Source organism: uncultured Kocuria sp. (assembly GCF_947500125.1).
In the GTDB taxonomy this organism is placed as follows: Bacteria; Actinomycetota; Actinomycetes; order Actinomycetales; family Micrococcaceae; genus Kocuria.
The window spans coordinates 238484-252567 of the sequence record NZ_CANMRA010000001.1 but is presented as its reverse complement, the minus strand read 5'-3'; the positions used below and the strand labels follow the sequence as shown (position 1 = coordinate 252567).

The window sequence follows — 14084 nt, the reverse complement described above, 5'->3', positions numbered from 1 at the left end:
CCGCCCGAAGCGCAACGAGGGGTCTCGAACTGTGCCCGGACACGGCGAGGGGTCGCGTCCGCACGCAATGACGCAGCATTGCCGTGCGGACGCGACCCCTCGGTGCGGAAGGTGCGCGGGACGCGACCCCTCGTTGCTGAGGGAGCGCCGGGTCAGGCGTTGGGACCGGTCATGGTGGTGACGTCCAGCGCCCGGTCCAGCTGCTCCTCGGTGAGCTGGCCGTTCTCCACGTAGCCCAGGGCGATGGTCGCCTCGCGCACCGTCATCTTGTTCGCCACGGCGTGCTTGGCGATCTTCGCGGCGGCCTCGTAGCCGATGGCCTTGTTCAGCGGGGTCACGATGGACGGCGACGCCTCGGCGAGGAAGCGGCAGCGCTCCACGTTCGCCTCGAGCCCGTCGATCATCTTCTCCGCCATCACGCGCGAGGAGTTCGCGAGCAGCCGGATCGACTCCAGCAGGGCCGATGCCATGACGGGGATGCCCACGTTGAGCTCGAACGCGCCGTTGGTGGAGGACAGCGAGACCGTGGTGTCGTTGCCGATGACCTGCGCGCAGACCTGGATGGTGGACTCGCAGATCACCGGGTTGACCTTGCCGGGCATGATCGAGGAGCCGGGCTGGAGGTCGGGGATCAGGATCTCGCCCAGGCCGGTGTTGGGGCCGGAGCCCATCCAGCGCAGGTCGTTGTTGATCTTCATGTAGCTGTAGGCGACGTTGCGCAGCTGGCCGGAGGCCTCGACCAGGCCGTCCCGGTTGGCCTGGGCCTCGAAGTGGTTGCGGGCCTCGGTGATCGGCAGCCCGGTCTCCTCGGCGAGCAGCTCGATCACGCGGGCGGAGAACCCGGCGGGGGTGTTGATGCCGGTGCCCACGGCGGTGCCGCCCAGCGGGACCTCGGCCACCCGCGGCAGGGAGGACTTGATCCGCTCGATGCCGTAGCGGACCTGCGCGGCGTAGCCGCCGAACTCCTGGCCCAGGGTGACCGGGGTGGCGTCCATGAGGTGCGTGCGCCCGGACTTCACGACGTCCTGGAACTCCGCGGCCTTCCGCTCGAGGGACTCGGCGAGCTGCGTCATGGCCGGGACCAGGTCGTTGATCAGCGCGCCCGTGACGGCGACGTGCACGGAGGTCGGGAAGACGTCGTTGGAGGACTGGGAGGCGTTGACGTGGTCGTTGGGGTGGACCTCGACGTCCGTGCCCTCGAGCGCCTGGTTGGCGAGGGTCGCCAGCACCTCGTTGGTGTTCATGTTGGACGACGTCCCGGACCCGGTCTGGAAGACGTCGATCGGGAAGTGCTCGTCGTACTGCCCCGTGGCGACCTTGTCCGCGGCGTCCGCGATGGCCCGGGCGCGCTCGTCGTCGAGCACCCCCAGCTCCGCGTTCGCCGTGGCGGCGGCCTTCTTGATCTGCGCCAGCGCGACGATGTGCTGGGGCTCGAGCGGCTTGCCCGAGATGGGGAAGTTCTCGACCGCCCGCTGGGTCTGCGCACGGTACAGGGCGTTCGCGGGAACGCGGACCTCGCCCATGGTGTCGTGCTCGATGCGGTACTCGGTGGTCTCTGCGGTGGTATCAGCCATGGCGTCAGTCTAGGACAGCCGCAGGTGACGCCCGGCACGCACGCCCCGCGGTGACGGACGCCGGCCGGGCGGTCCGGTTCAGCGGTTCGGCAGCCAGGTGCCGTGCCCGTGCACGAGCTCCGCCTCGCCGTCCTCCAGGTGGTAGAAGACGCCGACCACGGCGACGTCGCCGTTGGAGACCGCGTCCGCAATCACGCGGGACTGCTCCATGAGCCGCGACGCCGTCTGCTTGGTGTGCTCGACGACCGCCGCGTTGACGTCCTGGTGGCCGTGGCGCTGGGTCTCGAGCACGGACGGCATGATCCGCTCGATGAGGTCCCGCTGGAAGCCGCGGGGCATCTGCCCGGAGCCGGTGACGTCGTGCGCGGCGGTCACGGCCCCGCAGGAGTCGTGGCCGAGCACCATGATCAGCGGCGTGCCGAGGTTCGCCACGGAGTACTCGATCGAGCCGAGCACGGCGTCGTCGATGACCTGGCCGGCGGTGCGCACCACGAAGGCGTCGCCGAGGCCGAGGTCGAAGATGATCTCCGCGGCCAGCCGCGAGTCCGAGCAGCCGAAGATCACGGCGAACGGGTTCTGCCCGCCCGCCACGGACTGCCGCCGGGAGGCGTCCTGGTTGGGGTGCATGGACTCGCCCGCCACGAAGCGGGCGTTGCCCTCGCGCAGGCGCCGCCAGGCGGCGGCCGGGGTGCGGGGCGAGGTGTCTTCGGGGCGGCTGTCCGGGTTCATGGCATCTCCGTGGTTCGCGGGGCAGGGGCGTCGGTGAGGTCCTCGGCGACGGCGGCGGCCAGCCGGTCCAGCTCGGCGCCGGGGGCGTCGCCCTTGAGCACCACGGTGGAGCCGTTGACCTCTCCGGTGTACACGGTCAGGGGGTCCTGGTTCCGGGACTCCTCCCGGACGTGGACGTCCCACGGCACGCCCCCGACCTCGACCTCCGCGGTGGCGGGGACGGCCTCGGTCTGCTGGGCCAGCCACGTGGGATTGGCCAGGGACGTCTGGACGAGACCGATGAAGCTGCCCTGCGGGGTGGCCCAGCCGATCTCCCAGAAGGGCACCCCCTCAGCGGCGCCGCCGTTCCACCGGGCGTAGTTGGCGGTCCAGCCCTCGCCCGGCTCCGGCACAACGGGGGTGAAGGGTGCCTCGTCCGCGACGTAGTCCGCCTCCTGCGCCACGTCGACGTCCGGCCGGTAGGGCTGGGCGTCGGGGCGGGGCTGGAGCCACACGAACGGCAGGACCAGCAGCAGGAGGACGGCCATCGAGATGATCATCCCCTGCACGGGGGCGTTGAGCCGCCGGGCCTGCTTCTCCGTGATCTGCGGGAGCGGCTGCTCCGGGGCGTCGGGGCCGGGCGCGGTGCCGGCGGCCGCGGGGTGCTCGGCGGCGCGGGGCTCGGGCGCGCTGGGCTCGGCGGGTCGGTCGGGGGTCGAGGAGCTCACCCGTCCATTGTGCCCTGTCCGGTGCACCCTGTCCGCCGCGCACCGTCCGTCCGGTCCGGACGCACCCGGACGCACCCGGACGCACCCGGTCGCGAATGTGGCGCGCGTCGCGGTGCGCGAGGGAGCGGGCGATATGCTGGGCAGGACGTGGACCGCGCCCGCGGCCGAGCCCGGCCCGGGGGTCCCGCAGAACGTGAACTCGAAGGTGAGGAACAACGTGGCCGAAGAATCCACCGGAACGACCCCCGCGCGCACCAACAACGTGGCCGACCGCAACCTGGCGATGGAGCTGGTGCGGACCACCGAGGCCGCGGCGATCGCCGGCGGCCAGTGGGTCGGCGCCGGCGACAAGCTCGCCGCCGACGGGGCCGCGGTCGACGCCATGCGGTCCCTGCTCTCCACCGTGCACTTCAACGGCACCGTGGTCATCGGCGAGGGCGAGAAGGACGAGGCCCCGATGCTGTTCAACGGCGAGCAGGTGGGCGACGGCTCCGGGCCGTCCTCCGACGTCGCCGTGGACCCGATCGACGGCACCCGCCTCACCGCGCTGGGCATGAACAACGCCCTGGCGGTCATCGCGGTGGCCGACGGCGGGTCGATGTTCGACCCCTCCGCGGTCTTCTACATGGACAAGCTCGTGGTGGGCCCGGAGGCCGCGGACTTCGTGGACCTGCGCCTGCCCGTCAAGCAGAACCTGCACCTCGTCGCCAGGGCCAAGGGCATCAACATCAACCAGCTCACCGTGTGCGTGCTGGACCGCCCGCGCCACCAGAAGCTCGTCGACGAGATCCGTGCCACCGGCGCCCGGACCCGGATGATCCTCGACGGGGACGTGGCCGGAGCGATCGCGGCCTGCCGCGAGGGCACCGGCGTGGACGTCATGATGGGCATCGGCGGCACCCCGGAGGGCATCGTCACCGCGTGCGCCGTCAAGGCCACCGGCGGGATCATCCAGGGCCGGCTGGCGCCCACGGACGACGACGAGAAGCAGAAGGCACTCGACGCGGGCCTGGACCTCGACGCCGTGATGAGCACCGACGACCTCGTCACCTCGGACAACTGCTTCTTCGCCGCGACGGGCATCACCGACGGGGACCTGCTGCGGGGCGTGCGCTACCGCGGCCGCCAGATCACCACCCAGTCCATCGTGATGCGCTCCCGCTCCGGGACCGTGCGGATGGTCGAGGCGGAGCACCTCGCCTCCAAGTGGGAGAAGTACGCCCGCCACTGAGCCCGGCCCCGAGCCCGGCACCGGGCTCCGCGGCCACGCCCTGCGCGGCCGCGGCCCAGGACCCCCGCACCCTCTACGGGTGCGGGGGTCCTCCCGTCCCCGGTCACACCGTGTCCGGCCCCTCCCGCGGCCCCTCCCGGCTCTAGACTGGAGGCCGAACTGCGGGCGCCGACCGCGGTCCCCCAGCCGGGGCGGAGCGCCCGGGTGACGAGGAGGATCCCCACGTGAGCACCACGGTCAGCCCCTGCCCCAACCGCAAGACCTGGGACGCCACCGTCCGGGTGACCGGGGGGCACCCGCAGCAGCTGTGGGGCATCGGGGAGGCGCAGGCCTCCGCCGAGGGCCCCGGTCTGCGGGTCGACCGGGTCATGGTCCACGACGCCGAACAGCGGACCGTGGGCTACGCCCAGCTCTACCTGCGCTCCGAGGCCGAACGGGTGGTCGCCGGGACGGTGCACTGCCACGTCCACCGGCCCGAGGACCTGCCCGTGGTCGCCGCCGCGCTCGGCGACTGGGCGCGGGAGGAGCACTCCGCGGTGCTGCTGCGCTTCCAGGCCGACACCCTCCGCGTCCCCGGCGCCGAGGAGGCGCTCGGGGCCGCCGGGTTCGCGCGCCCCGCCGCGGGGGCCGGGCCGGCGGAGCCGCGACGGCTGGAGGTGCTGCTGGGGGAGACCGAGCGTGACCTCGCGCGGCGGCTCTCGGAGTCCACCCTGGACCGGTGCCGCGCGGCCCTGCGCACCCCGGGCGTGACGGTGCGCGAGGTCACGGCGGGCAGCCGCGTCCTCGCGAACATCGGGCTGCGCACCCGGCTCATCACCCAGCTGCTGGAGGACCTCGGGGAGGACTCGCTGCTGCTCGTGGCCACCGAGGCCGCCGAGGACGGCCGCGAGACGGCCCTGGGCTACCTGTGGTTCGTGCACACCCGCGGCCTGGCGATGATCTACCGGCTCGGCTTCACCCGCCGGGGCCGGGACCTGGGCGTGGACGACGCCCTGCTGCTGACCGGGATCGTGGAGCTGCAGAAGCGGCGCGTCCAGCGGCTCGACGGCGGCGACCCGGACGAGACGGAGGTGCCGCTGGTGATCCGCGAGCTGGCCGAGGCGGAGCGCCCGGTGCTGGGCCCGTGGGAGAAGCCTCTGGGGCGGGGCCCGGCCGGGGAGTTCACGGACGACGTCGCCGACGCCGCGGCCGAGGCCACGGGCACGGCGGTCGCCGCGGAGCTGGGCCTGGGCGAGCCCGCCCCGGCGTCGTCGCCCGACCGCGGGGAGCCGGACGACGTGCCCGAGGCCGAGGACGGCGCGGGCCGCCCGCCCCGGGGCCGCGCCCGGCGGGCCCGGGACCTCACCCGCCGGGTGGTCACCGAGGGGATGTCCGCCCTCCGGGACGCGGCCGGGCGCTGACGCCGGGGAGGTTTCTCCGGGGCCGAGCCGTGCGGCTCCGACCTGTGCCGCACCGGTGTGTCGGACTCCGATCCGTGCAGCGCCGACCCGTGCGGCTCTGGTGCGTCAGGCGCCCACCCGTGCGGCGCTGGCGTGTCCGGAACCGACCCGTGCGGCGCCCGGCCGTCCGGTGGAGGGGGCGCTCAGCCCTCCCGGCGGCGCACCCCGGCGGCGGCCTTCCGGAGCCGGTCCGGCAGCCCCGGAAGGCTCTTGCGGGCCGAGAGCGCGGCCTCCCGGGCGGCGCGCACACCGGTGTACGCGGTGTAGCGCCCGCGGCGCAGCGGCAGGTCCCACGTCCCGGGGTAGGACTCCGGGCGGCCGCCGAAGGACCTCTTGAACTTCGTGAAGCCGTGCCACGGGTGGTCCGGGCCGGCGTCCTCGGGCGCGGTGCCGAAGAGGTCGAAGCGGCTCAGGCCCTTCTGCTTGGCGTCGAGGATCATCCGCACGACCAGCGGGATCCCCGCCGAGAGCTTGCGGTGCTCGAAGTCCATCGCGGCGTGGGCGTAGGTGCGGGTGTCGTCGGAGTCGTACACGAGGGAGGCGCCGATGGGCTCCCCGTCCAGCCGCGCCACGTAGAGGGCTGCCGCGCCCACGGGCATGAGGCTGCGGGCGGCCTCGCGCAGATAGGCGTCCTGCTGGCGGGCGAAGTCCTTGCGCTCGGCCGTGGCCTCGAGGAAGCCCAGCAGCACGTCGACGTCCTCCGGGTCGGTCGAGGTCGTGAAGGTCACGCCCTTCTTGGCGATGTTGCGGTGCAGGTTGCGGTTGGTGGACTTCATGTCCTGGAGGATCGCGTCCTCGTCCTGGGTCAGGTCGATGACCTGGGTGTGCCCGGGCTGGACCTGCCGGGGCGCCGGCCGCAGCCCGCGCCGGCGCAGGGAGGCCTCGGGCGTCTCGAGCCCGTCCGTCACCGCGGCGTCGACGGGCTCCACCCGCACGAACCAGCACCGCTCGGACCGGGCCGTGCGGGCGAGGTCCTCGAGCGCGGCCTCGAAGGCCTGCGGGGTCCGCGCCTCGGGGCCGTACGGGCAGTAGAGGTAGCGGCCGGTCCGGCCCCCCTCGAGGATCGCGAGGTAGCGCCATCCGTCCCCGGAGGCCTGGAACACCTCGTGCCCCAGGTTCCGCTGGAATCCGGCCCATGCGTTCGACTGCAGTATGTTCGCCACGCCCCCACTGTACCGGGGCGTCCGCAGGCTGCCGGCGCCCCGCGAGCCGGGCCGGTCAGGGCACCGAGCAGGTGCCGTTGGGCGTGAGTTCCTGCGCGCCCACGAGGGGCTTCGCCGTGCGCACCGGGACGGTCATCGCGATCCCGGAACCCACCGCCGTGCCGGCCGGCAGGGCCTCCGCGTCCCGTGCGCCGCCGTCCGTGGCCTCCTCGAGCACCCGGTCGACGTCCTCGTGCAGCCGGTCGTAGTCCGGGTAGGTGGGGAAGGACGGGTCGTAGTAGGGCGGGCCGGCGGCGAACTGCACCAGCTCGTGCTCCTTGGCCTTCAGCGCCACGTCCACGAACGAGCCGATCTGGCTCTGCGGGATGTCGGTCTCGACGACCTGCGTCCCCGAGTCCGCGAGGTCCTCGAACCGGGTCAGCACGTTCACGGGGTTGAGCTGCTTGAGCATCGCGGCCTGCACGCAGCGCTGGCGCGCCTGGCGGTCGTAGTCCGTGGCCCCCTCGCGGGAGCGGGCGTACCAGAGGGCGTGGTAGCCGTCCAGGTGCTGGACGCCCGGCTCGATGTACCCGAAGATCTCGTTCGGCAGACCGGTGAGCAGGTCGGTGCCGCCGCCGATGGGCACGCGCCCGCCGACGTCGATGGTGATCCCGCCGAGGGCGTCCACGAGCTGCTCGAAGCCGTTCATCTCGACGATCGCGTAGGCCTGGACCTCGATGCCGAGGATGCCCTCCGCGGCGTCCTTCATGGCCTCGGCGCCGGGGTCGTCGGCGTCGGGGTAGAGGTCGGGGTGGTTGTTCGTGACGTCGGTGTAGAGGGCGTTGAGGATGCACTCGTCGCCGCAGTTGAAGCCCTCGGGATAGACGTCCGCCAGCGGCGAGTCCGAAGGGAAGGGCGCGTTCTGCAGGTTGCGGGGCAGGGAGATGGTCACGGTCCGTCCGGAGTCGGCGTCCACGCTGAGCACCGTCATCGAGTCGGGGCGGCGGCCCGAGCGGTCCTCCCCGGAGTCGGTGCCCATGAGCAGGATGTTGTACCGCCCCTCCGAGGGACGGAAGGGCAGCCCGCCCCCGAAGACGTCGGAGACCGCCCCGCGCGTCACGGACAGCAGGTAGGCGGAGTAGGCCAGCCCGCCCGAGGTGAGGAGCATGAGCGCCACGGTGGCCGCGGCCACCGCCCGGCGGGTCCGCCGCACGAGCAGGCCGGGGCGGACGAGCCGGAGCGTGTCGAAGAAGAGGAACGCCCACCCGAGCGCCAGGGCCAGCAGCTCGGCGATCACGAGCAGGGACGTGAACGAGTTCGTCAGGAACCACACCAGGGGGGTCCGCCACAGGAGCAGGGAGACGAGCGCCAGGGCGGCCGCGGCCCAGACGACCACGTCGACCTTGAGGGCGGCGCGCCCCGTGGCCCGCCGGCCCGCGACGAGCTGCGCGCTGCCGGGGACCACGAGCGTGGACAGCAGCAGCGTCCAGGCGCGCCGGGCCCGGGTGCCGTCCCCGGCGTGCTGGGGGTGGCGCAGCGGGTCCGTGAGCCGGGGCGGGCTCGTCGCGCCGTCGTCGGCGCCCCGCACGGCCGTCACGGCGTCGGGCGGGAGGTCCCGGGGGCGGGAGTCCGCGGCGGACGGGTCGTGGGGCGGGCGGGGGTCGTGCTCAGCGCGGGGGGTGTGGCCGTTCACGGGCAGCTCCGGCGGGGAAGGGCGGGCGGGGGAAGATCGGGGCGGCCGGGATCAGCCGTCGAGGCGGGTGCGCAGGGCGGCGCCCTTGTCCTGGGCGGTCTGCCGGAGCTCGGCGGCGAAGCGCAGGAGTCGCCCGCGCAGCGCCTCGGCCTGCGGGTCCGCGCCGGCGGCGAGGATCCGGGCGGCCAGCAGCCCGGCGTTGCGGGCCCCGCCGATGGAGACGGTGGCCACCGGGACGCCGGCGGGCATCTGCACGATCGACAGCAGCGAGTCCATGCCGTCGAGGGTCTTCAGCGGGACGGGGACGCCGATCACGGGCAGGGGCGTCACCGAGGCGAGCATCCCCGGCAGGTGGGCGGCGCCGCCGGCGCCGGCGATGATCACCCGCAGCCCCCGGTCGTGGGCGCGCTGACCGTACTCGATCATCTCGGTGGGCATCCGGTGGGCGGAGACGACGTCGGCCTCGTACGGGATCCCGAACTCCTCGAGCGCGGTGGCGGCGGCCTCCATCACGGGCCAGTCGGAGTCCGAGCCCATCACGACGCCCACGACGGGCTGCTGCTTCTCGTTCACTGGTGCTCCTGGGCTGCTCGGCGGGTCGGGGCCGCCATCGCGGTCCGGTCTGGGGCTACGCTATCCGTCCCGGCTGGACGGGCCGTGGGAGGCACGCTGTCAGGCCTGACCGTCGCGCAGCACGGCCGCGGCGCGGGAGGCCCGCCGGCGCAGCTCCGGGATCTCGTCCGCGGCGCCGGTGACGTTGACGTGGCCGATCTTGCGCCCGGGACGCACCGCCTTGCCGTAGTTGTGGATCTTGGCCCGGGGCTCGGCGCCCATCGCGGCCCGGTAGGCGCCGAAGAGGTCCTGGTTCGCCCCGCCCAGGTAGTTCTTCATCACCGCGGAGCCGCCGATCAGCCCGGTGTCCCCGAGCGGGAGGTCCAGCACGGCGCGCAGGTGCTGCTCGAACTGGCTGGTCACGGATCCGTCCATGGTCCAGTGCCCGGAGTTGTGCGGGCGCATGGCGAGCTCGTTGACCAGGAACCCCGCGCCGCGGCCGGGGGTCTCGAAGAGCTCCACGGCCATCACCCCGGTCACGTCCAGCTCCGTGGCCAGCGTCCGGGCGGCGTCGGCGGCCGCGGCCGAGACCTCGGGCCGCAGCTGCGGGGCGGGCGCGAGCACCTCGTCGCAGACGCCGTCCACCTGGATCGACTCCACCACCGGCCACGCCCGCACCTCGCCGGAGGGGGTGCGGGCCACGAGCGCGGAGAGCTCGCGGGAGAACCCGACCTTCTCCTCGGCCAGCAGGGGGCCGTCCGTGCGGGCGAACCACTGCGCCGGTTCGGCGCCGCGGGCGTCCTCGGCGGTGCCGAGCACCATGACGCCCTTGCCGTCGTAGCCGCCGCGCGGCGTCTTGAGCACCACCGGCCAGCCGGTGCGCTCGCCGAAGGCGATCAGCTCCTCGACGTCGGCCACCGCCGCCCACCGCGGGTTCGGCAGCCCGAGGCGCTCCACGGCCGCGCGCATCCACAGCTTGTCCTGGGCGTGCACCAGCGCGTCCGGGCCCGGGCGGACGTCGACGCCCTCGGCGAGCAGGGTCCGCAGGTGCTCGGTGGGCACGTGCTCGTGGTCGAACGTGAGGACGTCGACGCCCTGGGCGAACCGGCGCAGCACCTCGAGGTCGGTGTAGTCGCCCACGGGCGCGGTGGGCACGGCGGCGACCGCCGAGACGTCGGGGCCCTCGGCGAGAACGCGCAGCTCGATCCCCAGGGCGGTGGCGGAGGGCGCCATCATGCGGGCGAGCTGCCCGCCTCCGACGACGCCGACGACAGGAACGGTCACAGAAGAATTCACCCGACCAGGGTATCCCGGTCCGCCGGACCCTCCCTGCCCGTCACCGTTCCCGGGCACCCCGGGCGGTCCGCCCCGGATGTTCCCGGCAGCTGTCAGGGAACGGCCGGGGGACTGTGCTGTAACTCTCCGGTGCCGCGGGGAAGGGCCGGGGTAAGATGTGCCGAGGTCCGCCACGGGTGCTCCGCCGTGCCCGCCGACCGCTGCGCCGGCCGGCGCGCACCGCCTCACCACCTGGGAGACCTGAAGCCGCGTGAACCGTCTCGTCGACCGTTTCGATGCCCTGTGGCACCTGTTCGTCAAGGAACTCATGAAGTTCGGTGTCGTCGGCGCGCTCGCGTTCGTCATCAACGCGTCGCTCACCTGGGTCCTGATGCACACGGTCTTCGAGGACGGCCACCTCAAGGCCAAGTTCGTGGCGACGGCCGTGGCCATCGTCTTCGCCTGGGTCGCCAACCGGCTGTGGACGTTCCGGCACAAGCGCCAGTCGGACAAGCGCCGCGAGCTGATCCAGTTCCTCGTGGCCAACGGCATCGGCATGGCCATCGAGCTCGGCTGCCTCGGCTTCAGCTACTACGTGCTGGGTCTCACCAGCGCCTACGCGTCCTTCGTGTCCGGCACGATCATCGGGACCGTCCTCGGCACGGTCTTCCGGTACTTCGCCTACCGCTTCTGGGTGTTCACCGAGGAGCTCGACGAGGACCCGAACTTCGCGGACACCGCGGCCCTCGAGATCGCCCTGATCACCGGCCGCCCGTCCCCGGAGGACGCCGAGCACCCCCACCGGGAGCACGGGAGCCCCCGGGCGGAGAGCCCGGTGCCCCCCGGCCCGGACGCCCACGAGGGCGCGGGACCGGCCGAGGGCCGCTGAGCCGCCCCGCTCAGAAGCCCACGGCGTTCTCGGACGCCAGCACGGACCGCCAGGCCTCGTCGGCCGCGTCCGCCGGGCGGTCCGTGACGACCACGGCCCGGCCCACGGCCAGCACGGCCAGCGCCCGCAGCAGGAACTCGGCGTCCATCCGCCGCCCCGGCACGTGCACCGCCGCGGCCGTGCCCCACGCGTCCTCCCGCCCGGACGCGATCCCGCTCGCGGCCGGCAGCAGCCGGCCGTGCGCCAGGAACCCGTCGGTGCCCGCGGCCCGGAGCGCGTCGCCCTCCGGCGCCGGCTCCTCGAAGCCGTCGTAGACGTCCGCGTGGGAGCGGACCTCGGCGCAGTAGTCCAGGACGTCCCCGGCGGGCAGGTCGCCGCGGTAGCCGAGCGAGAGCGCCGGCCGGTCCAGGAGCACTGCCCGCGCACCGGGCGGCACCCGGTCCAGCAGCGGCGGTGTTCCCCCCTGCGCGTCGACGAGCCCCACCACGGCCCGGTCTCCCGCCTCGGCGGCGCCCTCGAGCGGATCGACTGCTCGCACGGCCGCCCCCATGGTCCACGTGCCCAGGGCGGCCGCGAGACTGCGCCAGTGCGCCTCCTCGCCGAGGGCCACGACGTCGCCCGCCTCGAGGTCCAGCTCGTCCACCCACAGGTTCGCGGTCTTGGCCACCCAGTTGTCCAGGACCCGCCCGGAGAGCTCCACGCGCTCGCCGTCTCCTCCGTACCAGATCAGCGCGGGACGGCTGCTGCTCCGGAGCTTGTCCATCAAAAGGGGGACAGATCGGGGAATCGGGGTGTCCATGGTTCCTCCTCGTGGGCGCCCGCCCCCGGTCGCGGCGGCGGGGCATATGCGTGGGACCGTATTCTTCACGCTCGGGGGGGGACATCGGAAAATCGCGACGTGACGTGGAAAAACGTCTACTCCCAACGGCATTCGTCCCGGCTAGGGTGGCAGGGACGCCCTCCCGGAGAGGGTTGACGCAGTAGTAGTTACACACGTGTAATTGGGAAGTCCGGCAGACGATCAGCAAGGATACGTTCTCCGGGATGCAACGGGCCGGCGCCCCCCGCAGTATGCCAGGCCCGGGCAATCGTGTCGGATGGAAGGAAAGTCATGGGAGAGGCCGCACGACAGCAGGTCGTGGACACCACCCCCCTCGGTGCTCCTCGCCGGAGCATGCGCTCGGTGCCCGAGGACTGGTTCGTGGACCCCGCCGACCCCCGGGCCGCCGAGCGGCACGTCCGCCGGGTGGGTGGCAGCCTCGAGGACCAGGCCACCGCCTACCTCAGGGCCCACGAGACCGTCCAGAACCTCTCCGGCGGGGGAGCGGCGCCCGCCCTCGACCTGCTCGAGGCGCCCGCCTCCGACGAGGGCTCCGACTGGAGCGCCGTGGCCGGGCTGTACGCGGTGGACGAGGACGAGGGGGAGCTCGCGTGGCAGACCGACGCGCTGTGCGCCCAGACCGACCCGGAGGCCTTCTTCCCCGAGAAGGGCGGGTCCACCCGTGACGCCAAGCGCGTCTGCGAGGCCTGCCCCGTGCAGGCCGAGTGCCTCGACTACGCGATGAGCAAGGACGAGAAGTTCGGCATCTGGGGCGGGCTCTCCGAGCGTGAGCGCCGCCGCCTGCGCCGTCTCGCCCGCTGAGGTAGTTTCGGGGAATGAGCTCCTCCGGCAGCGCCACCCGCCTCTGCTCCCGCCAGATCTGCACGCGGGACGCGGTCATGACGCTCACCTACGTGTACTCGGACTCGACCGCCGTGGTCGGTCCGCTCGCCGGGCACGCCGAGCCCCACGCCTACGACCTGTGCGCCGTGCACGCGGACCGGCTCACGGTGCCCCGTGGCTGGCGCGTCGTCCGCCTCGAGCTGCCGGAGGACCGCGCCCGGCGCGAGGACATCGGCGCCGTGGCCGAGGCCGTCCGGGAGGTCGAGCCGCCGGCGCCCGTCCGCGACCGGCCGCGGACGGTGCTGCGCGACGTGTCCCTGCCGCGCTCGTCCTCCTCGCGACCGCCCGCCCCGCGGAGCTCCGCACCGCACGCCGCACCGAGCCCCGAGAACCCCGGCACGAGCCCCCGGACGGACCTCCGGGGAGCAGACCCGGACAGGGACCCGGCGGCGAGCCCGGCGACCCCCGGGACGGGAGAGACGCAGAGCGGTCCGACGGCGACCCCGGAGAGCCCCCGGGCCGCCGCTCCGGCCGCCGCCAGGCACGCCCCGGAGCCGGGCCCCGAGCCGGCGTGGCGCGACGTCCCGGTGCCCGGTGCCCTGCAGCGGGCGCACCTGCGCCGCCCCGCCGCGCGCGGGGGCACCGCCCGGCCCGAGGCCTGAAGCGCGCGTCCCCGGCCCGGTTCCGGACCACGCCGTTGCTCTGCCCCTAGGATGAGCCGCAGACCGCACCTGTCCGGTGCGGGACGCTCTTCCCCCCGGAGCACCAGGAGTCCCCCCCCCCATGACTGTCCCTGCAACGACGCAGCCGACGCACGATCTCCACCCCGAGTCCCGCCGCGGGAGCCGGTCCGCCCGGCACCACGACGCCCCGGCCGGCCATCGCCCGGCCCCCTGGGCGCTGCCGGCGCCCGCCCCCGAACCGGTGCCCCCGGTGGCGGTCGGTCTGGCCCCCGGCCTCGTCGCGATCCTGCGCTGCCCCCTGACGGGCGGGACGCTGATCCCCGTGGACGCCGACCGGCTGATGAGCGACCGCCCGTTCCGGGACGGTGTGCACCCGGTCTACCCGATCACCGGCGGCATCGCCTGCCTGACCCCCGGCCGCTGAGGCTCCGGGTGCGACGCCCTGGGTCACGAAGGAGTTAACATTCGTGACCCCAGGGCTCCGGGTGGGGACGGGGGCGGCCGGCG

General features: G+C 74.0%; 14 protein-coding genes. 6 read left to right on the top strand and 8 right to left on the bottom strand.

Annotated elements, in window-relative coordinates; genetic code table 11:
- Window positions 1–152: 152 nt before the first annotated feature.
- The 3 genes from Q0817_RS01010 to Q0817_RS01000 form a co-directional block, all read right to left on the bottom strand.
- Window positions 153–1574 carry a class II fumarate hydratase gene (locus Q0817_RS01010; RefSeq protein ID WP_298582909.1) on the bottom strand — a complete coding sequence of 474 codons (1422 nt, stop codon included), beginning with the start codon at window positions 1572–1574 and terminating at the stop codon, window positions 153–155.
- Between the two features lie 78 nt (window positions 1575–1652).
- A complete protein-coding gene (locus tag Q0817_RS01005; RefSeq protein WP_298582907.1) occupies window positions 1653–2303 on the bottom strand; it encodes a carbonic anhydrase in 651 nt (216 codons plus the stop codon).
- Window positions 2300–3010: a DUF4245 domain-containing protein gene (locus Q0817_RS01000; protein WP_298582906.1), complete on the bottom strand. Its 711-nt coding sequence runs from the start codon at window positions 3008–3010 to the stop codon at window positions 2300–2302. The genes Q0817_RS01005 and Q0817_RS01000 overlap by 4 nt, the downstream gene beginning before the upstream one ends.
- Before the next feature lie 283 nt (window positions 3011–3293).
- Here Q0817_RS01000 and glpX point away from each other — a divergent pair, with 283 nt between their 5' ends.
- Together glpX and Q0817_RS00990 are read left to right on the top strand one after the other, a co-directional pair.
- The gene (glpX, locus tag Q0817_RS00995; RefSeq protein ID WP_298583048.1) at window positions 3294–4241 is read left to right on the top strand and encodes a class II fructose-bisphosphatase; all 948 of its coding nucleotides are present in this window, start codon (window positions 3294–3296) and stop codon (window positions 4239–4241) included.
- Window positions 4242–4465: 224 nt separating this feature from the next.
- Window positions 4466–5641 (top strand): hypothetical protein, encoded by a 1176-nt coding sequence (locus tag Q0817_RS00990; RefSeq protein WP_298582904.1) that lies wholly within the window; start codon window positions 4466–4468, stop codon window positions 5639–5641.
- Between the two features lie 182 nt (window positions 5642–5823).
- Here the strand turns inward: Q0817_RS00990 and Q0817_RS00985 are convergent, their stop codons facing one another.
- The 4 genes from Q0817_RS00985 to Q0817_RS00970 form a co-directional block, all read right to left on the bottom strand.
- Entirely contained in the window at window positions 5824–6843 is a 1020-nt protein-coding gene (locus Q0817_RS00985) for a peptidoglycan bridge formation glycyltransferase FemA/FemB family protein (protein ID WP_298582902.1), read from the bottom strand.
- A 55-nt stretch (window positions 6844–6898) separates the two neighbouring features.
- Window positions 6899–8515 carry an LCP family protein gene (locus Q0817_RS00980; protein ID WP_298582900.1) on the bottom strand — a complete coding sequence of 539 codons (1617 nt, stop codon included), beginning with the start codon at window positions 8513–8515 and terminating at the stop codon, window positions 6899–6901.
- Window positions 8516–8566: 51 nt separating this feature from the next.
- The gene (purE, locus tag Q0817_RS00975; RefSeq protein WP_298583045.1) at window positions 8567–9052 is read right to left on the bottom strand and encodes a 5-(carboxyamino)imidazole ribonucleotide mutase; all 486 of its coding nucleotides are present in this window, start codon (window positions 9050–9052) and stop codon (window positions 8567–8569) included.
- Window positions 9053–9187: 135 nt separating this feature from the next.
- Entirely contained in the window at window positions 9188–10363 is a 1176-nt protein-coding gene (locus Q0817_RS00970) for a 5-(carboxyamino)imidazole ribonucleotide synthase (protein ID WP_298582898.1), read from the bottom strand.
- A gap of 250 nt (window positions 10364–10613) precedes the next feature.
- Here Q0817_RS00970 and Q0817_RS00965 point away from each other — a divergent pair, with 250 nt between their 5' ends.
- Complete coding sequence (locus Q0817_RS00965) at window positions 10614–11231, top strand: GtrA family protein (RefSeq protein ID WP_298582897.1); 618 nt, start codon at window positions 10614–10616, stop codon at window positions 11229–11231.
- Window positions 11232–11241: 10 nt separating this feature from the next.
- Here the strand turns inward: Q0817_RS00965 and Q0817_RS00960 are convergent, their stop codons facing one another.
- A complete protein-coding gene (locus Q0817_RS00960; RefSeq protein ID WP_298582895.1) occupies window positions 11242–12030 on the bottom strand; it encodes a TIGR03089 family protein in 789 nt (262 codons plus the stop codon).
- A 312-nt stretch (window positions 12031–12342) separates the two neighbouring features.
- Between Q0817_RS00960 and Q0817_RS00955 the strand changes: the two genes are divergently transcribed.
- The 3 genes from Q0817_RS00955 (at window position 12343) to Q0817_RS00945 (ending at window position 14001) form a co-directional block, all read left to right on the top strand.
- Window positions 12343–12873, top strand: coding sequence for a WhiB family transcriptional regulator (locus Q0817_RS00955; protein WP_298582893.1), 531 nt, complete (start codon window positions 12343–12345; stop codon window positions 12871–12873).
- A gap of 14 nt (window positions 12874–12887) precedes the next feature.
- Complete coding sequence (locus tag Q0817_RS20045; protein ID WP_366139845.1) at window positions 12888–13556, top strand: DUF3499 family protein; 669 nt, start codon at window positions 12888–12890, stop codon at window positions 13554–13556.
- A gap of 121 nt (window positions 13557–13677) precedes the next feature.
- On the top strand, window positions 13678–14001 hold the full coding sequence (locus Q0817_RS00945) for a hypothetical protein (RefSeq protein ID WP_298582891.1): 324 nt from the start codon (window positions 13678–13680) through the stop codon (window positions 13999–14001).
- The last annotated feature ends 83 nt before the right edge of the window (window positions 14002–14084 follow it).